Origin of the sequence: Acinetobacter sp. ACIN00229 (genome assembly GCF_016106645.1) — a bacterium.
Classification (GTDB): domain Bacteria; phylum Pseudomonadota; class Gammaproteobacteria; order Pseudomonadales; family Moraxellaceae; genus Acinetobacter; species Acinetobacter oleivorans.
The window spans coordinates 60,782-83,022 of sequence record NZ_JADWOM010000006.1 but is presented as its reverse complement, the minus strand read 5'-3'; the positions used below and the strand labels follow the sequence as shown (position 1 = coordinate 83,022).

At 37.9% G+C, this 22,241-nt stretch carries 19 protein-coding genes; 12 read left to right on the top strand and 7 right to left on the bottom strand.

Annotated features, from left to right (window positions below):
- Positions 1–107 precede the first annotated feature (107 nt).
- From I7H67_RS07130 to I7H67_RS07115, 4 genes are all read left to right on the top strand, one after another.
- Complete coding sequence (locus tag I7H67_RS07130) at positions 108–1,832, top strand: acetolactate synthase 3 large subunit (RefSeq protein WP_198307461.1); 1,725 nt, start codon at positions 108–110, stop codon at positions 1,830–1,832.
- Positions 1,832–2,323 carry an acetolactate synthase small subunit gene (gene ilvN / locus I7H67_RS07125; protein WP_001215920.1) on the top strand — a complete coding sequence of 164 codons (492 nt, stop codon included), beginning with the start codon at positions 1,832–1,834 and terminating at the stop codon, positions 2,321–2,323. Before I7H67_RS07130 ends, ilvN begins: the two co-directional genes overlap by 1 nt.
- Before the next feature lie 31 nt (positions 2,324–2,354).
- Positions 2,355–3,371 carry a ketol-acid reductoisomerase gene (gene ilvC, locus I7H67_RS07120; RefSeq protein ID WP_004794656.1) on the top strand — a complete coding sequence of 339 codons (1,017 nt, stop codon included), beginning with the start codon at positions 2,355–2,357 and terminating at the stop codon, positions 3,369–3,371.
- A gap of 335 nt (positions 3,372–3,706) precedes the next feature.
- Positions 3,707–5,761: a GGDEF domain-containing phosphodiesterase gene (locus tag I7H67_RS07115; protein WP_013198956.1), complete on the top strand. Its 2,055-nt coding sequence runs from the start codon at positions 3,707–3,709 to the stop codon at positions 5,759–5,761.
- 703 nt (positions 5,762–6,464) lie between these two features.
- Here I7H67_RS07115 and I7H67_RS07110 read toward each other — a convergent pair.
- The gene (locus tag I7H67_RS07110) at positions 6,465–7,037 is read right to left on the bottom strand and encodes a TetR/AcrR family transcriptional regulator (protein WP_192834201.1); all 573 of its coding nucleotides are present in this window, start codon (positions 7,035–7,037) and stop codon (positions 6,465–6,467) included.
- 329 nt (positions 7,038–7,366) lie between these two features.
- On the opposite strand from I7H67_RS07110, the gene I7H67_RS07105 reads away from it, so the two are divergent.
- The 7 genes from I7H67_RS07105 (at position 7,367) to I7H67_RS07075 (ending at position 16,784) form a co-directional block, all read left to right on the top strand.
- Positions 7,367–8,230, top strand: a complete 864-nt coding sequence (locus I7H67_RS07105) for a hypothetical protein (protein WP_198307460.1) — start codon at positions 7,367–7,369, stop codon at positions 8,228–8,230.
- 232 nt (positions 8,231–8,462) lie between these two features.
- Entirely contained in the window at positions 8,463–10,055 is a 1,593-nt protein-coding gene (locus I7H67_RS07100; RefSeq protein ID WP_004794650.1) for a peptide chain release factor 3, read from the top strand.
- A gap of 69 nt (positions 10,056–10,124) precedes the next feature.
- Positions 10,125–10,967 carry a hypothetical protein gene (locus I7H67_RS07095; RefSeq protein ID WP_198307459.1) on the top strand — a complete coding sequence of 281 codons (843 nt, stop codon included), beginning with the start codon at positions 10,125–10,127 and terminating at the stop codon, positions 10,965–10,967.
- A 91-nt stretch (positions 10,968–11,058) separates the two neighbouring features.
- Positions 11,059–12,000 (top strand): RsiV family protein, encoded by a 942-nt coding sequence (locus I7H67_RS07090; protein ID WP_151768020.1) that lies wholly within the window; start codon positions 11,059–11,061, stop codon positions 11,998–12,000.
- Complete coding sequence (locus tag I7H67_RS07085; RefSeq protein WP_151768015.1) at positions 12,000–12,812, top strand: TatD family hydrolase; 813 nt, start codon at positions 12,000–12,002, stop codon at positions 12,810–12,812. Before I7H67_RS07090 ends, I7H67_RS07085 begins: the two co-directional genes overlap by 1 nt.
- Positions 12,813–12,936: 124 nt before the next feature.
- Positions 12,937–15,690, top strand: coding sequence for an aconitate hydratase AcnA (acnA, locus tag I7H67_RS07080; RefSeq protein ID WP_198307458.1), 2,754 nt, complete (start codon positions 12,937–12,939; stop codon positions 15,688–15,690).
- A gap of 332 nt (positions 15,691–16,022) precedes the next feature.
- Positions 16,023–16,784 (top strand): ThiF family adenylyltransferase, encoded by a 762-nt coding sequence (locus I7H67_RS07075; RefSeq protein WP_005302346.1) that lies wholly within the window; start codon positions 16,023–16,025, stop codon positions 16,782–16,784.
- A gap of 65 nt (positions 16,785–16,849) precedes the next feature.
- Here the strand turns inward: I7H67_RS07075 and I7H67_RS07070 are convergent, their stop codons facing one another.
- Positions 16,850–16,972 carry a hypothetical protein gene (locus I7H67_RS07070; protein WP_128825280.1) on the bottom strand — a complete coding sequence of 41 codons (123 nt, stop codon included), beginning with the start codon at positions 16,970–16,972 and terminating at the stop codon, positions 16,850–16,852.
- A gap of 96 nt (positions 16,973–17,068) precedes the next feature.
- On the opposite strand from I7H67_RS07070, the gene I7H67_RS07065 reads away from it, so the two are divergent.
- Complete coding sequence (locus tag I7H67_RS07065; RefSeq protein WP_198307457.1) at positions 17,069–17,968, top strand: LysR family transcriptional regulator; 900 nt, start codon at positions 17,069–17,071, stop codon at positions 17,966–17,968.
- A gap of 31 nt (positions 17,969–17,999) precedes the next feature.
- On the opposite strand, the gene I7H67_RS07060 is transcribed toward I7H67_RS07065, so the two are convergent.
- From I7H67_RS07060 to I7H67_RS07040, 5 genes are all read right to left on the bottom strand, one after another.
- On the bottom strand, positions 18,000–18,395 hold the full coding sequence (locus tag I7H67_RS07060; protein ID WP_198307456.1) for a hypothetical protein: 396 nt from the start codon (positions 18,393–18,395) through the stop codon (positions 18,000–18,002).
- Positions 18,396–18,564: 169 nt separating this feature from the next.
- Positions 18,565–19,083, bottom strand: coding sequence for a hypothetical protein (locus I7H67_RS07055; RefSeq protein ID WP_005302354.1), 519 nt, complete (start codon positions 19,081–19,083; stop codon positions 18,565–18,567).
- A 334-nt stretch (positions 19,084–19,417) separates the two neighbouring features.
- Entirely contained in the window at positions 19,418–20,422 is a 1,005-nt protein-coding gene (dusA, locus tag I7H67_RS07050; RefSeq protein ID WP_198307455.1) for a tRNA dihydrouridine(20/20a) synthase DusA, read from the bottom strand.
- A gap of 141 nt (positions 20,423–20,563) precedes the next feature.
- Positions 20,564–21,754, bottom strand: coding sequence for an MFS transporter (locus tag I7H67_RS07045; RefSeq protein WP_198307454.1), 1,191 nt, complete (start codon positions 21,752–21,754; stop codon positions 20,564–20,566).
- Between the two features lie 18 nt (positions 21,755–21,772).
- Positions 21,773–22,180 (bottom strand): RidA family protein, encoded by a 408-nt coding sequence (locus I7H67_RS07040; protein WP_151821737.1) that lies wholly within the window; start codon positions 22,178–22,180, stop codon positions 21,773–21,775.
- Positions 22,181–22,241: the final 61 nt, after the last annotated feature.

Below are 22,241 nucleotides of genomic sequence, written 5' to 3'. Positions count from 1 at the left end.
AACGAAAACTAGACAATATGTGTGCTATAACAGTGCAGACAATTCAATGAATGAAACACTATTTGTGCCTTCCATAAATAGTGATAAAGATTTTAGGGTGAATCACGTTGGAACTTTTATCTGGTGGTGAAATGCTCGTTCGTGCTCTTGCGGACGAAGGCGTTGAACATGTTTTTGGTTATCCAGGCGGCGCTGTATTACATATTTATGATGCGCTATTTCAACAAGACAAAATTAATCATTACCTCGTACGTCATGAACAAGCTGCTGGTCATATGGCAGATGCTTACTCGCGTGCTACAGGTAAGACTGGCGTAGTACTGGTCACTTCTGGACCTGGCGCAACTAATACTGTGACTCCAATTGCAACAGCTTATATGGACTCAATCCCAATGGTGATTTTGTCTGGCCAGGTTGCATCACATCTTATTGGTGAAGACGCTTTCCAAGAAACTGATATGGTGGGTATTTCACGTCCGATCGTGAAACACAGCTTCCAAGTTCGTCATGCAAGTGAAATTCCTGCAATTATCAAAAAAGCATTTTATATCGCATCAAGTGGTCGCCCTGGCCCTGTTGTAGTCGATATTCCTAAAGATGCGACAAATCCTGCAGAAAAATTTGCGTACGAATATCCTGAAAAAGTGAAGATGCGTTCTTATCAGCCACCTTCACGCGGTCATTCTGGTCAAATTCGTAAAGCGATTGATGAGCTTTTAAGTGCAAAACGCCCTGTAATTTATACAGGTGGTGGTGTTGTTCAAGGTAATGCATCAGCATTATTGACTGAGTTGGCTCATTTGTTGGGCTATCCAGTGACAAATACACTTATGGGCCTTGGTGGCTTCCCAGGTAATGATCCACAGTTCGTGGGCATGTTGGGAATGCACGGTACTTATGAAGCAAATATGGCGATGCATAATGCTGATGTCATTCTTGCAATTGGTGCGCGTTTTGATGACCGAGTAACCAATAATCCTGCAAAATTCTGTGTGAATGCAAAAGTTATTCATGTTGATATTGATCCGGCAAGCATTTCAAAAACGATCATGGCGCACATTCCGATTGTAGGGGCGGTTGAGCCTGTACTTCAGGAAATGTTGACGCAGTTGAAACAATTGAATGTGTCTAAGCCTAACCCTGAAGCAATTTCTGCATGGTGGGATCAAATTAATGAATGGCGTAAAGTTCATGGTTTGAAGTATGAAACACCTGCTGATGGCACGATGAAGCCACAGCAAGTTGTTGAAGCTTTATATAAAGCGACTAATGGCGATGCCATTATTACTTCGGATGTGGGTCAACACCAAATGTTTGGCGCGTTGTATTACAAGTACAAACGCCCACGTCAATGGATTAACTCAGGCGGATTAGGCACCATGGGCGTAGGTTTACCTTATGCAATGGCAGCTAAGTTAGCTTTCCCAGATCAACAGGTAGTTTGTATTACCGGTGAAGCTTCAATTCAGATGTGTATTCAAGAGCTTTCAACTTGTAAGCAATACGGTATGAATGTGAAAATCTTGTGCTTGAATAACCGTGCTTTAGGTATGGTTAAACAATGGCAAGATATGAACTATGAAGGTCGTCATTCAAGCTCATACGTTGAATCATTACCTGATTTTGGCAAATTGATGGAAGCTTACGGTCATGTGGGTATCCAGATTGATCATGCTGACGAATTAGAGTCGAAGCTTGCTGAAGCAATGGCGATTAATGATAAATGTGTATTCATTAATGTCATGGTTGATCGTACAGAACATGTTTATCCAATGCTGATCGCAGGTCAGTCAATGAAGGATATGTGGTTAGGGAAAGGGGAGCGTACATAATGAGACATATTATTTCTGTACTCGTTGAAAACGAAGCTGGTGCGCTTTCTCGTTTGGTAGGTTTATTCAGTCAACGTAACTATAACATTGAGACGTTGAATGTAGCCCCAACCGAAGACCCAACGTTATCACGTTTGACGTTAACCACTTATGGTGATGACCATAAGATTGAACAGATTACAAAGCAGCTCAACAAGCTTGTTGAAGTTGTAAAAGTAGTAGATTTATCAGAAGGTTCGCACATTGAGCGTGAACTGATGTTGATTAAAGTAAAAGCGTTAGGTGCTTCACGTGCTGAAATTAAGCGAACAGCGGATATTTTCCGTGCGCAAATTGTCGACGTGACACCAACTACCTATACCATTCAAATAGCAGGGACAACTGAAAAATTAGATGGTTTTATCGATGCGCTTGCAGAAAACACTATTCTAGAAGTCGTTCGTTCAGGTGTATCAGGTATCGCCCGTGGCGAAAAAGTATTAGCCATTTAATTTTTTAAAAGTATTTTAGCGGAGAACACAAATGCAAATTTTTTACGATAAAGACTGTGACTTATCAATCATCCAAGGCAAGAAAGTAGCGATTGTTGGTTACGGTTCTCAAGGTCATGCTCATGCACTTAACCTTAAAGACTCAGGCGTAGACGTAACTGTAGGTTTGCGTGCTGGTTCAGCTTCTTGGAAGAAAGCTGAAAATGCTGGTCTTAAAGTTGCAGAAGTGCCTGCTGCTGTTAAGCAAGCTGACCTCGTAATGATTTTGACTCCAGATGAATTCCAATCACAACTTTACCGTGACGTGATTGAGCCGAACATCAAAGAAGGTGCAACTCTTGCATTTGCTCATGGTTTCTCAATTCTTTATAACCAAGTTGTTCCACGTAAAGATTTAGATGTAATCATGGTTGCTCCTAAAGCACCTGGTCACACAGTTCGTTCTGAATACCAACGTGGTTCAGGTGTTCCTGACCTAATCGCAATTCACCAAGATGCTTCTGGTAATGCACGTAACGTTGCTCTTTCTTATGCTTCAGGCGTAGGTGGCGGCCGTACTGGTATTATCGAAACTTCATTCCGTGAAGAAACTGAAACTGACTTATTCGGTGAGCAAGCAGTTCTTTGTGGTGGTGCAGTTGAACTCGTGAAAATGGGCTTCGAAACTTTAGTTGAAGCTGGTTATGCTCCAGAAATGGCTTACTTCGAATGTTTACACGAACTTAAATTGATCGTTGACTTGATGTTCGAAGGCGGTATCGCTGACATGAACTACTCAGTTTCTAACAATGCTGAGTACGGTGAATATGTAACTGGTACTGAAGTAATTAACGAACAGTCTCGTGAAGCAATGCGTAATGCGTTGAAACGTATTCAATCTGGCGAATACGCGAAGATGTTCATTCAAGAGGGTGCATTAAACTACCCATCTATGACTGCTCGTCGTCGTCAAAATGCTGCGCATGGTATTGAAGTAACTGGTAATAAGTTACGTGCGATGATGCCTTGGATTCAAGCGAACAAAATCGTAGACAAAGAAAAGAACTAATTTTCTTTTTCTAAAGCTTCAAAAGAACCCTGCTACTAAGCAGGGTTCTTTTTTATACTGTTTTTATTTGAATGCGAAAAAGAGCGATTAGGTCAACTTGACCAGATTAAAGAAATTCTATATTTTTCATATAATTGGATGCTTAATTTTTAGTTACTCTATTGATTTATAAAGTAAAAAATACTTGACCAAAATATAGATAATGTTATTGTTTATAACTGACTAAAAACGTCAAATTTACTAAAATTTTTTTAACATGTTTAATTTTTAATTGTATTTTGGGCAATGAGTTGAACAAAATAAAAAAAAGTATTGAATAATCATGGAAGTCCACTATGGGTCATGTTGATTACGATAGCACATTGATCGTCGGCTCTTTTTTTGCAGCTGGCTTCATTTGCTATCTTGTGATTTCCATGGAGCAATTAATATTCAAGCAAGTCTATAAAAAATTTGAGTCCTTAATTCTATTTATCAATGGCTTATTGCTCGCATCAGCAATTAGTATTGTTCATATTATTGGTATACAAGCTTATCATCTGTCTGAAACAGTTAACTCGAATATTCCTTTGATTACTGTTTCATTTGCCATTAGTGCTTTACTATCGTGCATTGCCATGTGGTTGACTTCGCGTTTTACGCTCCCTTTATTCCGGCTCATTTTAAGCTCTATTATTATGGGAATTGGAATCTCAGCTTCATATTACATTAGTATGTTGGGCTGGAATATTAATATCTATAAAAAAGATTACACCTCTTTCTTGCTATTATTTTCTATATTAATTGCGATGAGTGGCTCAGGACTGGCGTTTTTATTAGCCTATAAATTGAAAGACAATGAGCGTTACCGCCTAACTTTAAAAATTGCATTTTCAGTTATGATGACCTTAAGTATTATGGGAATGCACTATACGGCGCTCATTGCGACGAATATCACTGATAAATTTATTAGCCAATATCAGGCAGAACATGACTTATTATTATTTACGATTATTTTAGTCACGTGTCTGGTACTCGTAGCAAGTTTTATTGTCGCGATGTTAGAGCAGAGGCTTACACAACAGAATTTAGAGTTACGTAAGGCAAATAAAGAATTAGCTAACTTATCTATACTGGATAATTTAACCAAACTGCCCAACCGTCTTTACTTGGTTGATTATGCAGAGGTATTGCTCTCAGATCATCGATATAAAGATCAGAAAATTGCTTTTTTATATATCGATTTAGACCGATTTAAATCGGTGAATGATGCGTTTGGACACCATGTCGGTGATCAATTACTTATTCAAATGGCAAACCGTTTACATTGGCAACTCAATGAAAAATGTAAATTGCTTAGAATTGGTGGTGATGAATTTTTGCTTATTGCAGAAAATACAAATGCAGATGAAGCGGTGGTTTTAGCTGAGAAAGTTTTACAACTGATTCAGGAAAGCTATCAAATTTCTGGTAAGGAAATTAATATTTCTGCAAGTTTGGGCGTGGCGCTCTTTCCCGAGCATGGACAAAATGTTCAGGACTTACTCATGAATGCTGATGCTGCCATGCTCATGTCTAAAGAACAGGGTCGGAATACATATACAATCTTTAGTTACTCAACCCATCAGCAAGAAACAAGAAGTCAGTCAAAACTGATCAATGATCTCTATAAAGCCGTAGAAGAAAAACAGTTCATTTTATATTATCAACCAAAATTTAATACGAATCTTGAAGTCTGTGGAGTTGAAGCCTTAATCCGTTGGAATCACCCAGCTTTAGGTATACTCACTCCGCATATGTTCATTGAAGGTGCGGAAAAAACTGGTTTAATCATTCCAATGGGGTATTGGGCACTGGAGCAAGCTTGCCTACAAATTCAAGCGTGGGAACGCAGTAATACACCGTTTTATCCAGTTGCAGTGAACCTGTCGGCACTACAGTTTGAAAATAAAAAGTTATTTAGTACGCTCGAAGCATTATTAAAAAAATATCAAATTCAACCTCATCACTTAATTGTTGAAATTACAGAATCTACTGCAATGCGTCATATCGACTTGAGTATCCGAGCCTGTGAGCGGTTACGTGATATGGGAATTCGTGTTGCCATTGATGATTTTGGAACAGGGCATTCGAGCTTTTTATATTTAAAAGATTTGCCTGTAGACGAATTGAAAATTGACCGTGGCTTTATTGTTGATTTAAAGCCTGGTTCAAAAGAAGAAGTTATCCTAGAAAGTATTATTCATTTAGCTAAAAAGCTAGGTTTAACGGTAACGGCAGAAGGGGTGGAAACTCAGCAGCAGGTTGAGATTTTGACGCGTTTAGGATGTCAGCAATTTCAGGGTTATCTATTGGGAATGCCTGTTCAGGTTGATCAACTCATTGAGTCTCAAGGGGCTAATTTTGTTTAACCTTTTATGTATTAATTTTCTTTAATTTATTTTGTTAATTTTCAAACTTTCCTATTAAAAAGCGGCTGATCGACCTAGGTCTAATCTTTAAAAAAAAGATACGCTTAAAGAGAATACGTGCCTATTCAGTTGCAAAGAAAAGGTTAAGCATAAATATATAGTTTAAGAGAGAGTGTCTTGTTACATGCTCATTTAGATGGGATTGCATAGTTAATAATTTTTGAAATTGAAAAAGCTTTAGCCCAAAGCCCAGCAAATTATAGTGTGCTATTGTAAGTGTTTTTAGTGAAATTTATATAATAATTTTAATAACTTATTTGAAGTGGGTGTGTTAACTTTTCATTTATAATAGAGTATAAAATACTTTAGGTATAATAATTTATTAGTATATTTAAATAAAATATATATCATTACTGAAAAGTTACTTTAATGAATAAGTAACTCGAGCTGGAAAAAGGATTATAAAATTTTCTTATTGATTTTATTGATTTTATTGATTTTATAAAATAATTAGACTTAAAATAGAGGGTGTTGATTAAGGTTGAAGTGAAATACTTGTTTTAAAACTAAAATCATTAAATTTATAGGACTGTAAAAAATGAGTGAATCAGGTTTAACTTGGTGGAGTAGGATTTTATGCTCCACCAAAATTAACATTATTGTTTATTTTTATTAAAGTATAAAAAATTAATTAATTTATATATTAAATAGTTGCATACTCTCGAACCTTCTCAAAATTAATGATTTTATTTATATAAGACCATGTTTTCTCTGAGTTAATTTTTGATTTATTTATAGTGCCATCAATAATGATGCCATCGACAATATTAAGGAAGAGTCCTGTAAGGATTTGTTTATTCTCAACTTCTAGTTCTGAAAAGGTTGAAAAAACTAATTTGTAAATCCAATCTCGATATTTATTAATTTGATATTTAATAGATGGATACAATTGCATGACTTCAATCGTCGCTTTCTTAAATAAGCAGCCATTAAAATCATCTGTATTGATCCAGTCGACATACCAGTTGAAAATACTTTTAAGTTTAATTAATGGATCATCAATATCATTAACTTTATCAAATAAAGAAGTTTGGACTTCTAAATTTCTTCGATGAAGACATTCTTCAATTAAGGCTTCTTTAGAGGAAAAATATTTATAAAAAGTCATTTTTGCCACGTTTGCTTCAGCAATAATACGATCAACCCCAATAGAGGTATAGCTTTTTTGGTTAAAGAGGGTGGTGGCTGTTGTTATAATTGTTTCTCTTTTTGACATCGGTTTTCTCGTCATAAAATATTTTTGATTAACTTTGCTATTGTAAAGTATGAAAGCTTAAATAAATCTTATTTAATGATATTTAAAAAATTATATTTATTCAATAGGTTGATTTGTTATTGAAAATAATAAAAATTACTTCTAATTGGCAGTAATTTACTTTTTTTAAATATTATTAATTAATTCGTTGATTTGTTGAGTTAATAAACATAATATAAAATTGTTAAGTTTTGGTTTGTGGAATTTATTTTAGCAATTGAATGCAAAATTGGAATAAAAATAAGGCCCTATAACTTAACTATAAGAAAAACTTTTTACTGAGAATGATTATGTCAAAAAAATTTGAAGACTTTAATAATCCAAGACAAAAAGCATTGCAAGGGATGAGAAATAGCATTCCTGCAAAACAGTGGGAAGAGAATTTACAATTTCTTAAAGAGTTAAGAAGTAAAATTGCAAAATTACCAGTTTCTAGACATCCTGCAATTGAAGTATTAAATAACGGATATCTCGATAAGAAGAGTTTGACCCATATTCATTTAGAATATCGTCATGCAATTGTACAAATTTTTACAGATGCTTTATTAAAGGCTCAGTTTCTGACAAAACAACTGGAACCTAAACTCCATTCCGGAGCTAAAATGTTTCCAAGGGTATTATTAAGTTTAAATATACTTGATGAGTTTGGTTTTCGTCCTGGGTTAGGTAAAGATAATTATTATTTGGGGAATCCTGAATATGCTCATTATCCATTATATGAAGATTTACTTAATGATTATGGTTTAACAGAGCTTGATCGTCGTAACTTTAAACCATCAAAAATTTCAGATCAGGTTAGATCATTTTTAGAATCTTCTTATGATAGTTATATCAATGTAGTCGCGTTACTAGCTGTTGCAGAGGAAGAGGTTATTCTTTTTAGTCCTCCATTACGTCAAGCGACCAAATTTGTGAATATCGATGTTGAAGGTGGTGGGTATTACCATGTGCATGGTGTATCTACTGATGAAACGTCTGAAGCTGCTGATGATGACCATCAAGATGATCTTTGGTTCACGTTAGCACAAGCAATTACCAAAGATGATTATGACGGCTTAACGAAGATATGTATTGAATATTGTGCGTTATGGAATGAGTTCTGGGATGCACAAATTGCTGATGTTCAGTTTATTGAAGAAAAGAAACTGGCATAAGATATTCTGCTAATTCCGAAGAAAGCCCATCTACCATTGTATGGGCTTTTTTAATTATAAAATTTATAAGATGCTAAGCTACATTCTCAAAAAATATCTAAAAAGCTTATGAGTAGCTCATAGCTTATCAACAATCATTAAACAGTTCTATAAATCTGCTACAATTACGCCAATTTTTATTTTGATCGACTTTAGGTCTTTGGCACTGCAATCTCCGCAGTAGGTGTATTTCATGAGTTTTAAAGATGAGTTAGCGGCACAGGTTGCTCAACGCCGCACATTTGCCATCATTTCCCACCCCGATGCCGGTAAAACCACCATGACAGAAAAATTACTGTTATGGGGTAAAGCAATTCAGGTTGCAGGGATGGTAAAAAGCCGTAAATCTGACCGCGCAGCTACATCTGACTGGATGGAAATGGAAAAAGAGCGTGGTATTTCGATTACCACGTCTGTTATGCAGTTCCCATATAAAGGTCACACGATTAACTTACTCGATACACCGGGGCATGAAGATTTCTCGGAAGATACTTATCGTACCCTAACCGCAGTTGACTCTGCGTTAATGGTAATTGATGGTGCAAAAGGTGTCGAAGAACGTACCATTAAATTGATGGAAGTTTGTCGTATGCGCGACACTCCTATTATTTCATTTGTAAACAAGATGGACCGTGAGATTCGGGAGCCGCTTGAGTTACTTGATGAAATTGAAAATGTCCTCAATATCCGCTGTGTACCGATTACATGGCCATTAGGGATGGGACGTGATTTTGCTGGTGTATACAACATTATTGAAAATAAATTGTATGTCTACAAAGCAGGCTTTGGCTCAACCATTACCGATATTGAAGTCCGTGATGGATACGATCATGCGGATATTCGTGAAAAAGTAGGTGAGTTGGCTTGGGCATCTTTTGAAGAGTCGCTTGAGCTCGTACAAATGGCGAATGAGCCTTTAGACCGCGAATTATTTTTACAAGGTAAACAAACCCCAGTTCTATTTGGTACGGCATTAGGTAACTTTGGTGTTGACCATGTATTAGATGCTTTTATGGGCTGGGCACCTGAACCTAAAGCGCATCCTACACAAGAGCGTGTGGTTGAAGCGAAAGAAGAAGGTTTCTCTGGTTTTGTATTTAAAATTCAAGCCAACATGGATCCGAAACACCGTGACCGTATTGCCTTCATGCGTATTTGCTCTGGTAAATATGAAAAAGGTTTAAAGATGAACCACGTGCGTCTTGGTAAAGATGTCCGCATTAGCGATGCTTTGACATTCCTTGCTGGTGAGCGTGAACATTTAGAAGAAGCATGGCCAGGCGATATTATTGGTTTACATAACCATGGCACAATTCAAATTGGTGATACTTTTACCAGTGGTGAAAATTTACATTTCACAGGTATTCCTCACTTTGCGCCAGAGATGTTCCGTCGTGTGCGTTTAAAAGATCCATTGAAGTCAAAACAATTGCAAAAAGGTTTGAAAGAGTTGTCGGAAGAAGGGGCGACTCAGGTATTTATGCCACAAATCAGCAATGACCTGATTGTGGGTGCGGTAGGTGTGCTTCAGTTCGATGTGGTTGCTTATCGTTTGAAAGAAGAATATAAGGTTGACTGTGTTTATGAGCCAGTAAGTGTTAACACAGTTCGCTGGATTCACTGTGATGACGAAAAAACTCTGAATGAGTTTAAGAAGAAAGCACATGATCAACTTTCTATCGATGGCGGCGGACACTTAACCTATCTTGCACCAAGCCGAGTGAATTTGCAGATTATGCAAGAGCGTTGGCCTGATATTCAGTTCCGTAACACACGTGAACACTGATCATTTTAATGTGACAAACAGCTTCGAATAGAAGCTGTTTTGTTTTGAAAAATAAGAAAGGATGATGAAATGAATTTGAATAAAAAGACAGTTATTGCGCTTTTAGTTGCAGTAATCATATTAATTTTGGCGATTTGTCTTTTTGTCTGGAAAAGAACTCAGCCTTCATCATCTTCTCAAACAAAATTAGCATCTACCCAAACTCAACATATAGAAAAGGCTGAAGTACTGCCATTCCTTAACTTACAACAAGTAAAAGCTGATTATGCTTTGCCATTTTGTGAAAAGAAAAACTGTATTGATGTCGATATTCAAACGATAAAGACCCAAGATGCATGGCTAAATGAATGGATTGCCAAAAGTCAGGCTAAAGTGATCCAAGACCAAATTGATTTGAAAAAAGACTTAAGCTTGCAGCAAACCATTAATGCCTATGTTAAAAAGTCTGATGAATGGCAAGATAAATATTCAAAGAATCGGGCTTACGAATTACATCTTCATACGCGTATTGCATCACAGCGCAACCAATATGTTCTATTGCAATTAGGGCTTGATACTAAGCAAGAAGAGCTCACGATTAAAGATCGTTATTACTTTTTCGTGGCTGACCGAAAACTGCATAAAAGCTTAGCTTTATTAGATGTTTTACAAAAAGATCAACAAACGACTGTGCATCAAATGGTGCAGGTGGCGTATCAAGATTGGTTAAAAAAGCAGACTGCTGACATAAAGAAAGAAGCACCAAAAACTTTATATTGGGGACAAGCAGATTGGTTCTTTGATGGTGAAGGTGTTGGCTTACATTATCAGGCAAACCAGATTACTAAAGAAGCTCCACAGCTCGATATTTATTTATCTAAAGAACAAACTAAAAAAATATTACAACCCGAGGTTTATGAACAAATGTTTTAAGATGGTAGCAGAATTTGCAACCTCTATTTATATGCGCTAATTTCTTAGAAAAGGCACTGTGTAATCTCCTTAGAATAAAAGGCAAAATATGATGTTATCTTCTAAAGCTTCACTGCGATTAACTTTGCTTGCTTCTGCTATATTTTTGGTGGCATGCCAACCTAAAGCTGATCCTAAGGATTCTCAAGAACAGCAGAAACCAGCAGTCGAGGAACAAAAACCAGTAGAGCTGACTTTGAAGGGTGAAACAGTTCCTACTAAGGTGGTTTTACCTGATTGTGATGGTAAAACTTGTCCCGAATTCACAGTTGAACGTTTGCAGAGTAATTTTCCATTTATTGACAAAATTCTAGATCAGCAAATCTTAAAGACTCTAGGTCAAATTTTAGAGATTGCTGAACCAGATGCTAAAGTGAAGCAAGCCGATCAAAAAACAGAAGCTTCAGCAGTTGCGGGTGTAGAGCAAAAAAATAGTTTTGATGCACAGGTTCAACGTTATGCCAATTCATTTATTGGTTTGGACAATGAGTTAAAAGCTTTAAGTAGTAATCATCAAATTAATCTTTTGGTGAAACCTAAAATCTTGCAGGCTCAAGGTAAAGTTGTAACTGTGGTATTGAATAGTAGTAGCTATTTAGGTGGAGCACATGGTTCTGCTGCGCAGCATTATTATAATTTTGATTTAAAAGAACAAAAGCAGATCAAGCTTGAAGATTTGTTACGCCCACAGCAAAAAGCTGCATTAGAAAAGTTAGCCCATGAAGCCTTTAAGACTTGGGTTACGGACTCTAAACTGGCTGATAATGTGGGTGAATATGAGCAAGCTTGGCCATTTAAGTTATCTGATAACTTCTTATTGGGTGAGCAAGGTTTAATTCTTCAATATGGTGAATATGAAATTGGACCATACGTGGTTGGGCTCCCTCGATTAGTCATTCCATATGACCAATTACAGGAAGTGTTGAAACAAGAGTATTTGCCACAGCCTAAAGCTAAACCAGCTTCGGCATCAGTTGCAAAAAGTGCTGGCTAATGCATTTGTTTGATACCCATACCCATTTTGATGTTGCCGATTTTGATGAAGATCGGCAGCAGTTAGCGCTTAATGCCAAGAAAGCTGGGGTTGATGCATTAGTCTTAATTGGTTTTGTGCAGTCACGCTTTGACGAGTTGGTGCAAACTCATCATCAGTTAAATAGCTGGGAAAATGTACCCACTTCATATTTAGCACCAGGCTTACACCCGTTTTATATTGAGCAACATCAGCCAGAACATCTTTCTCAGCTGGAACATATCTTGCAGCAACAGGACTGTGTGGCGGTAGGTGAAATTGGCCTAGATACTTTCTTAAAAGAACATAAGCAGCCCGATATATATGCTAAGCAAAAACAATATTTTGCAGATCAGTTAGAGCTTGCAACTCAATACCAAAAACCAGTATTACTCCACATTCGAAAAGCGCATGGTGATGTGCTTGCTATATTAAAAGCTCAAAAATTTAAATTGGGTGGCATTGCTCATGCATTTAGTGGTGGGGTAGAAGAGGCAAAAGGCCTTATTAAGCTTGGTTTTAAAATTGGTGTGACAGGACAGATTACCAATCCGAACGCAAAAAAACTTCATACTGTTGTGCAGGCTATAGGTGCCGAGCACTTGGTGATTGAAACAGATTGCCCTGATATGACACCGCTTTGCTGCCAAACCTCAACTGAACAACGTACTCGTAATACTCCTGTTAATTTGCCTTATGTATTACAAAGTTTGGCTGAAAATTTAAATATGCCAGAGTCAGATTTGGCTGAGGTGCTGTGGAAAAACTCTCTCACTGCATTGAAATTATCGTAATAAAAATCAAAGATTAGAAATAGTAACTAAAACAAAACACAGCGATTAAAAAAGAAGCTTAAAGTAAGAAAACAACATGTAAAAACGTGAAAAATAACATTGCCAGACATGGGAGGATAACCCAATGGCTAAGTATAGCAGTATCAATAGTTTTAATGCTTTACAGACGCTAACAGTAGGTTCCAGCAATTATCAGATTTTTAGCTTAGCCCAAGCAGAGAAAACGCTAGGGGATATTGCCAAACTGCCGAAATCTTTAAAGGTATTATTGGAAAACTTATTACGGTTTGAAGATCAGCATAGCGTTAAAACGGAACACATTCATGCTTTAGCAGAGTGGTTAAAAACCCGTAGTTCAGATCAAGAAATTCAGTACCGACCTGCACGGGTTTTAATGCAGGATTTTACTGGTGTTCCAGCTGTGGTTGACTTGGCTGCCATGCGTGCAGCAATGGCACAAGCGGGTGGTGACCCTGAAAAAATTAATCCTTTATCCCCTGTAGACTTGGTTATTGACCACTCTGTGATGGTTGACCATTTTGCTGATGATCAGGCCTTTGAAGAAAACGTACAAATCGAGATGCAACGTAATGGTGAGCGATATCAATTTTTACGTTGGGGACAATCAGCATTTAATAACTTTAGTGTAGTGCCACCGGGCACAGGTATTTGCCATCAGGTCAATTTAGAGTATTTGGCTCAAGCGGTGTGGCTAGGTGAAGATAACGGTCAGACTTTTGCTTTTCCCGATACTTTAGTGGGTACAGATTCACATACCACCATGATTAATGGTTTGGGTGTTTTAGGGTGGGGTGTAGGGGGAATTGAGGCCGAAGCGGCTATGCTGGGCCAACCGATTTCGATGCTGATTCCTGAGGTCATTGGTTTTAAATTAACAGGAAAACTACCAGAAGGGATTACTGCAACTGATTTGGTGCTGACCATTACTCAAATGCTTCGTCAAAAAGGGGTAGTGGGTAAATTTGTAGAGTTTTATGGAGACGGCTTAGCCGATTTACCTCTTGCTGATCGTGCAACCATTGCCAACATGGCACCAGAATATGGGGCGACTTGTGGTTTCTTCCCAATTGATGAGGTGACACTAGGATATTTGAGATTAACTGGTCGTCAAAATGATCGTATTGAACTGGTTGAAGCGTATAGCAAAGCACAAGGTTTATGGCGAAATGCTGGTGATGAACCTGTTTTTACAGATACTTTAAGCCTTGATATGAGTACGGTTCAGGCAAGTCTAGCAGGACCAAAACGCCCGCAAGACCGAGTGCTGTTATCAGAAGTACCTAAAGCGTTTAATGCACTCATGGAGTTAACGCTAAAACCAGCAAAAGAAGCAAAAGAACGTCTAGAAAATGAAGGTGGTGGTACTGCTGTAGAGGCAAAAAAAGCAAATATTCAACATGAAAGTCCATCTTGCGTGATTGAAGGGCAGGAATACCCGTTAAATCATGGTGATGTTGTTATTTCTGCGATTACCTCTTGTACCAATACCTCTAACCCAAGCGTGATGTTAGCGGCGGGGTTACTTGCTAAAAAAGCCATTGAAAAAGGCTTGCAACGAAAACCATGGGTGAAAAGCTCTCTTGCACCTGGTTCTAAGGTCGTGACTGATTATTTGTTGGCTGCTGGGCTTACGCCGTATTTAGATGAATTGGGTTATAACTTGGTGGGATATGGTTGTACAACCTGTATTGGTAACTCAGGCCCATTACCCGAGCCAGTCGAAGATGCAATTCAATGCCATGATTTGAATGTTGCATCTGTACTTTCTGGTAACCGTAACTTTGAAGGACGAGTACATCCATTAGTTAAAACCAATTGGTTAGCTTCACCGCCTCTTGTAGTGGCTTATGGTTTGGTTGGGAATATTCGTACCGACCTGACAACAGAGCCTCTTGGTGAGGGTAAAGATGGACAACCTGTCTATTTAAAAGATATCTGGCCAAGTCAGGCAGAAATTGATGTTGTCTTGCAGAAAGTAAATACAGACATGTTTCATAAAGAATATGCTGCGGTGTTTGATGGTGATGAAAGCTGGCAATCAATTCAGATTCCAAAAAGTAAAACTTATGAATGGGCTGATGATTCGACTTATATCCGTCATCCGCCATTCTTTGAAGGCATTGGTGAACCACCAAAACCAATTAAAAATATTGAACAAGCAAATATCTTGGCAGTGCTTGGTGACTCAGTAACGACTGACCACATTTCACCAGCAGGTAATATCAAAAAAGACAGTCCGGCAGGTCGATATTTACAAGAGCAAGGTGTTGAGCCAAAAGACTTTAACTCCTATGGTTCTCGACGCGGTAATCATGAGGTCATGATGCGCGGGACCTTTGCCAATATTCGTATTAAAAACGAGATGCTTGGTGGTGAAGAGGGTGGTAATACCATTCATGTGCCAAGTGGTGAAAAGCTCGCTATTTATGATGCTGCAATGCGTTATCAACAAGAACATACACCGCTTGTGATTATTGCTGGTAAAGAATACGGAACAGGTTCTTCACGTGACTGGGCTGCTAAAGGAACAAACTTGTTAGGTGTGAAGGCAGTGATTGCTGAGAGCTTTGAGCGTATTCATCGTTCAAACTTGGTGGGTATGGGCGTGTTGCCACTACAGTTTGTTGATGGACAAACTCGACAGTCGCTCAACTTAACTGGTCATGAGGTGATATCAATTCGAGGTTTGTCTGATGGCGTTCAGCCTCATCAAATTCTTGAGGTTGATGTAAAAGGGCCAAATGGAGTCGCCAGCCACTTTAATGTGTTATGTCGAATTGATACGTTAAATGAGGTCGAGTACTTTAAAGCGGGTGGTATTTTGCATTATGTACTGCGGAATTTGATTGCTTCATAAATCGATAAACTTAGCTCGGCCTTTTAATGAATATGTTTTGGCTGATGTTGGGTATATAGATACATCCTTACTTTTCGAGGATGAAAAGTAACAAAAATCCTCTGTCGGGCTGACGGTATGTCCTTATACCGCAGCCCAACTGGGCGGCATCCGTGCCGCCTGTCACGTTAGTAAATAATGACTTAAATCTTAAATAATATAATTTGATTTATAATGATAAGACTTGTCGTGAACTCAAATATCGCTATCTCAAGTTTTCTTTGATCTGAAATACACTTTCTTCTGAAAAGCAGTAAAATAGCCACCGTGTTTTATATCCCCAAAGAGTAACAATGACCGATCTCCAACAAGATGAATATGACCGCCGTTTTGCAGGTGTAGCCAAAGTTTATGGTGATTCATCGTTCCAGCACTATGAAAAAAGTCATGTGATGGTGATTGGTATTGGTGGTGTCGGTAGTTGGGCGGTAGAGGCTTTGGCACGTACGGGTATTGGCGAGATCACGTTGGTCGATATGGATGTGGTTGCAGCATCAAATGTGAACCGTCAGTTACCTGCAATGACATCAACTTTAGGCTGTGAAAAAGTTGAGATTATGGCGGAACGTTGTCGCCAAATTAACCCACGTATTAAAGTAAATATTATTGATGACTTCTTAACACCAGAGAATGTCACAGCGCTGTTAACCCCTGTACCCGATATTATTTTGGACTGCATTGATGACGTTAAAGCAAAGTTGGCTTTAATGCTCCATTGCCGTTTTAATAAAGTTCCGTTGATTGTGTCGGGTGGAGCAGGTGGTAAGCTCGATCCGCTTAAAATCCGTGTGGCTGATTTATCCAAAACAGAACAAGACCCAATGTTAGCGAAGCTACGTAGTCAACTTCGTGCTCGAGGCATCTGTAAAAAGCCGAAAGAGAAATTTGGAATTACTTGTGTTTACTCAATCGATAATCCATTTTCGAGTGCAGATGTTTGTCCATCGGCTGGCCTGCGCTGTGGTGGCTATGGTTCCGCAGTAGTGGTGACATCAAGCTTTGCCATGATTGCTGTGGCTGAAGTTTTGAAGAAACTCGATTTGAAGAAAGCCTGATTTAAATATAAAAAAAGCATGCTCTTATGTTGGAGGGCATGCTTTTTGTTTTTGAGAAAAACGATTTAATCATATAACTCTATAGTGTCGTGTTTGGGCTGTGTTGGAAGCTGCTGATCATAAAATTTAAAGCACCATAAAATTAGAACAACAACAGTGAAGAGGGTGAAACCTTTAAAATACTTCATGAATAATTCAATCAAGTGTGTGGTCTTGATAAAATTCTAGCGAAGGCAATCCATCTAATCTAATATAGAAAATAGACCTAATAATCTAATTTTGAGATGGTAATGCTCACATTAAAACAATTTCAATATTTCATAAAAATTGTAGAAGAAGGGAGTTTTACTGCTGCTTCAGAAAAGCTCTTTATTGCTCAGTCTGCTTTAAGTCGACAAATTAAATTGCTAGAAGAAGAAATTGATTTTCAGTTATTTGATCGTACTGATAAGAAAATAAAACTTACAACGGCGGGAGAGGTCTTCTATAAAAAAATAAAAGATAATATGCATTATTTAAATGAAATTATTGGAGTTTCTAAGGATATTGCCGAAGGAAAAAATCGCCAGATTAAAATTGCTCACTCAAGCAGTATTATTATGGATGATAAAAAAGTTCAGATATTAAAAGAAATTAGCTTAACGCAAGAAATCAATTTTGAGGTAAACACTTTGTCATCTGAGCATCAAATTCTAGCTTTAATGAGCGGGGAAATTGATATTGGTTTGATTAGACCACCAGTTCGGCACACTTTAGATGAGATCAATATTGTTAAGCTATATGAAGAACCTTTAATGGTGGCTGTGCATGTTGATCATGCTAAGTTTGCAAATAAACAAGAGATTCAAGTTAAAGACTTAAAAGATGAATATTTCGTTTCTACACCCCATTCTAAACGAGGCGGTTTAAGCTATTTGGTTTCAAACTTGTGTGTAGGGGCAGGCTTCTGGCCTAAAGCAGCGACCATCCAATCACGTAAGCTAAGCCAATTACAGTTAGTTGCTGCAAATTTGGGTATTAGCATTGTTCCCCAAGAGTTTAAGCAAATATTACCCAAAAATGTAAAATTGATTCCTCTAGAAAATAAGAATCTTTCATCTGAAGTGGTTTTAGCTTGCAGAGCAAACCAGAGTGATCTGATTCAACCTTATGTTGAGCAGATCTACCAGCTGCTGCAAGTGTGAGAGGTAATATGTTTAACTTATGCTGAAATAATTATTGTGACCCAGTGTGCTCACTAATAGAAAATGTATATTCGGTATCACCTTCTAACTGACGTTCCTGAGATAGGATGTCCATTTTGGGGCGTTTATGCTGGTAAAATTCCAAATTGATACAACCACTATTGTTAATCTCATAGCGAATATAATAACGATCGGGTTCCAGAAAAAATGTTGCTTCTTCAAATGAGTGCAAAGATAGAATTTTCTTCTTGTCGTGATAAATCACGGAAGGACAATCTAGTAGTCCATTTGAATATTGTTTTCGTATCACATGGATCCGAGCTTTAGGAGGGGTTTCTTTTAATAAATATTGGGGCTGATAAATCCGTTTTTCAGGTACTTTTTTTAAAACCTCTTCAACTTTTGTATCTGGGGCAGCATACGTCATACTAAACGACGTCAGTAAGTAAAAGCTCAGCAATATTCTTTTCATAAAGTTCCATCATTATTTTTGACGAGTACAGTATGAAAATAAAGCAAAAAAGAAGCCAAGCTGGATTTAAAGCGTTTGTTTGATAAGATGCTTGAAATGATTCAAGTGATTGAACATCTAGTTCTTAAGTAGCTTGCCCTAATCGGTAATAAGTATAGGTTACGCTATCATCTTTATAGACATCATAACTATTTTGTTTGAAGTCAGAGACCCATTCACTTCCTGTATATCCAGCAATATGTCCATAAACATGGTTACGGGTTCTGTGAATGATATAGATGTCGCCTTCTTGTGGTTCATCAAAGGCTGGATTAATTTCTTTATAGCCAATCTTTTTTAAGGTATCTCCCCAATCTGAAGCTGCGATTGGGTGGTTTTCGACATTGGCACCAGCAGATTCTAGTGCAAGGCGGATACTACGGGCGCAACGAGCTTTACTGCGTCTAGAGGTAACACTTTCTAATTTTTCTACAAATTTATCAATATCTATGGCGGGAGTACTGGAAGTTTCTGTTTGATGATTATTGGGTTTCATGGTGAAAGGATAAGGAAGGCTTGGGGTGCTGTGGGATACAACAATGGCTGCCTGATTTGAATCCTGATACATGTAATTATCAGCTACTTGTCCGTCATAAATAATCATCGTGAAATCTCTACCGTGCTACTCATATCCATATTAAAAAAATCACCACCTACCTGTGGCGTTCAGAGATACTAATCGGCGTACCTTAAAAGTTTTGTTTATGTTATGTAATAACGTATCTTTTTTCCAGAGGTACCTGCTTCGGAGTAAAAAGATGCTCATCAAAAGAGTGATTAAAAATAGTGAAATTTAAATTATTGATATCATTATAAATAAATAATTAACCAGAGCTTAAATTTGAATATTTTGCTTCAACATTTGCGAATATACTCAAAATCTAAGTCTCTGATTTAAAATGCCACATTTTCTTACAATTTAAGAAGCGCTCACAAACTTAAGCTTGCTGCTCTTTTAAATATTCCTCGGTACGCATTAGAGCTGCTTGCATGTTGCTAATAGCCTGTTCTACATCACCTAAAGTTTTTGCATTTCCACCACTTAGTGCCTGACGCCACTTTCGAGCACCTGGCAAGTTTTGGAATAGACCTAAGATATGACGGGTAATGATTGAAAGAGGAGCGCCTTCAGCCATACGTTGTTCAATATAAGGCAGCATTTTTTCCATAATATCGAATCGATCAGGTGCCTCTAAATTCCAAAGCTGACCCATTTCCGCGAGTAAGTACGGATTATGATAGGCTTCACGGCCAATCATGACGCCATCTACGTGCTGTAAATGTGTTTGAGTTTCAGCAAACGTTTTAATTCCGCCGTTAATTTCAATAGTGAGATGCGGACGCTCTTGTTTTAAACGATAAACATCTTCATAGCGTAAAGGTGGAACTTCACGGTTTTCTTTCGGAGATAGACCTTTCAAAATAGCGATACGAGCATGTACAACGAAGTAAGTACAACCTGTCGCTGCAACAGTATCTACAAAATGAAGCATCTCTTCGTAAGATTGCATGTCATCGATACCAATACGGTGTTTGACTGTTACAGGAATCTTTACTGCTTTTTGCATGGTATGAATGCATTCAGCAACTAACTCTGGTTCTGCCATTAAGCAAGCACCGATTTTATTGTTCTGTACACGGTCACTTGGGCAGCCTACATTAAGATTGACTTCATCGTAACCCCAGTCTTCGGCCATTTTTGTGCAGGTCGCAAGCTCTTGCGGATTTGAGCCACCAAGTTGCAATACGATAGGGTGTTCTTGTGCGCTGTAGTCCAAATGACGTTTTGCATCGCCAAAAAGAATCGCACCTGTAGTTACCATTTCTGTGTAGAGCACAACATTTGGGTTAAACAAGCGTGCAAAGAATCGATAATCCTTTGTAGTCCAGTCCATCATGGGTGCGACAGAAATACGAGGTTGTAACGATTGAAGTGATTGCATAACCAATAGCCCAAAAGTCGCTAAATTAATGAAAGGGCAGCATTATACGAGGTTTATGCTTGAATCGACAGGGGCATTTAACCGAGTAATTTATAACCACCCTCGGGTTGAATATAGTGAGATGATTTATAACAAGTTACCTTATTGGGAAACCATTTTCTTTTTTTGTAAGATCGTATCGAACATACTAAATAAAATACAAAGAACAACTAGCCCAATCCCTGCAAGGCAAGTCATGGTCCATCCACCACGGTTCCATGCAAAAATTCCTAATGCCGAACCGCCTGCACCGCCAATAAAGTAAGTCGTCATATAAATGGCATTAATACGAGATTTTGCATCTGGTCGTAAACGGAAAATAATACTTTGGTTACTGGTGTGTACGAGCGCGAGTGCTAATTGAATTAAAGCAAAACCAATAACATAAGTAGAAAGTAGAGTTTGTCCGAAGTAGAAACAAACCCAACTTACTAAGAACAGCCCGCAGCCCATCCATGTCAGTAAGCCAGTATGGCCTTGATCTGCATATTTACCAATGTAACGTGTTGATAGAGCACCGAAGATACCCACTAAAGGCACTAGTCCAATAAAGAGATCAGGTAAATGATGTGCTGAGGTAAGAAGTAATGCGATAGTAGAATACAAGATACTTACTGCTGCAAAGGCGAAAGCACCTGTAAGCGCTCTTAATAATAACTGCTTTTCCTGCTTTAAAAGTTGAGCCATGGAAACAAAGATTTGCCCATAGTTCATTTTCATACGTAAGACATAAGGTAAGCGGCTTTTTAAGGTAAAAGCCAGCAGCAGCATTAATACGCCACTTACCACATAAACCACTTTCCAGTGGAAAAGATTGGAAAATAAGCCTGCTAGACTGGTAGAAAGTAAAATTCCGACCAATAAGCCACTCATTAAAAAACCAATGATTTCTCCAGTTTTTTCGGGTTTTACAGTCATTGTGGCAAGAGGAATAAGCACTTGAGCGGCAACAGAAAACAAGCCTGCTAAAATTGTACCAATCCATAGCATAGGCAAGTTCACAGCAAAAGCAGAAGTAAATAGGCCAATTGCACAAAGCACCATTAAAAACGGAATAGCCTTGGCTTTATTGACGATGTCACCCATTGGAACAATAAAGAGTAAACCGAGGGCATAAGACACCTGAGCAAATGTCACTGTTAAAGCAGCTTGTGCTTGAGTTACAGCAAACTCTTGTTGAATCGAGTGAATCAGCGGCTGACAATAGTAATTCACACCTGCACATAAGCCACATGCTGCTGCCATCAACCAAAGCAAAGGTTTATTCTGACTGATATCTTCAGGGGTAGACATGATGTTCTCTCGATTTTATTAGGTGTATGCGGTTGCTTCGACTTCAATGAGCATATGCTCTAATGCAAGGCGTGGTACAGGAATGAGTGTACAGGCTGGAAAAGGATGATTTTTCCATAAATTCTGCATAATTTTAATCAAAATTTGATGTTTTTCGACCGAATGGTCAACAACTAAAACTCTTAACATTGCAATGTTACTAAGCTCTGCATTGGCAGCTTTTAAAGCATGTTGAATGTTATTAATGGCTTGGATAACTTGTTCTTCAAAATTTGGGCTTAATTCACCTTTTGAGTTTTCGCCACCTTGACCTGCAATATGAATAATCTTTTTAAAATTTTCTACTACAGCCACATGACTATAAGCATTCGGGCTAGGGTCATATAAAGTTGATGGATTTATGATTTTAAAAGTTTCTTTATTCATGGAACTCAACCGTTCATTAAAATTTAGATGAGTATCCAACCTCAACTTAAGTTGAGGTCAA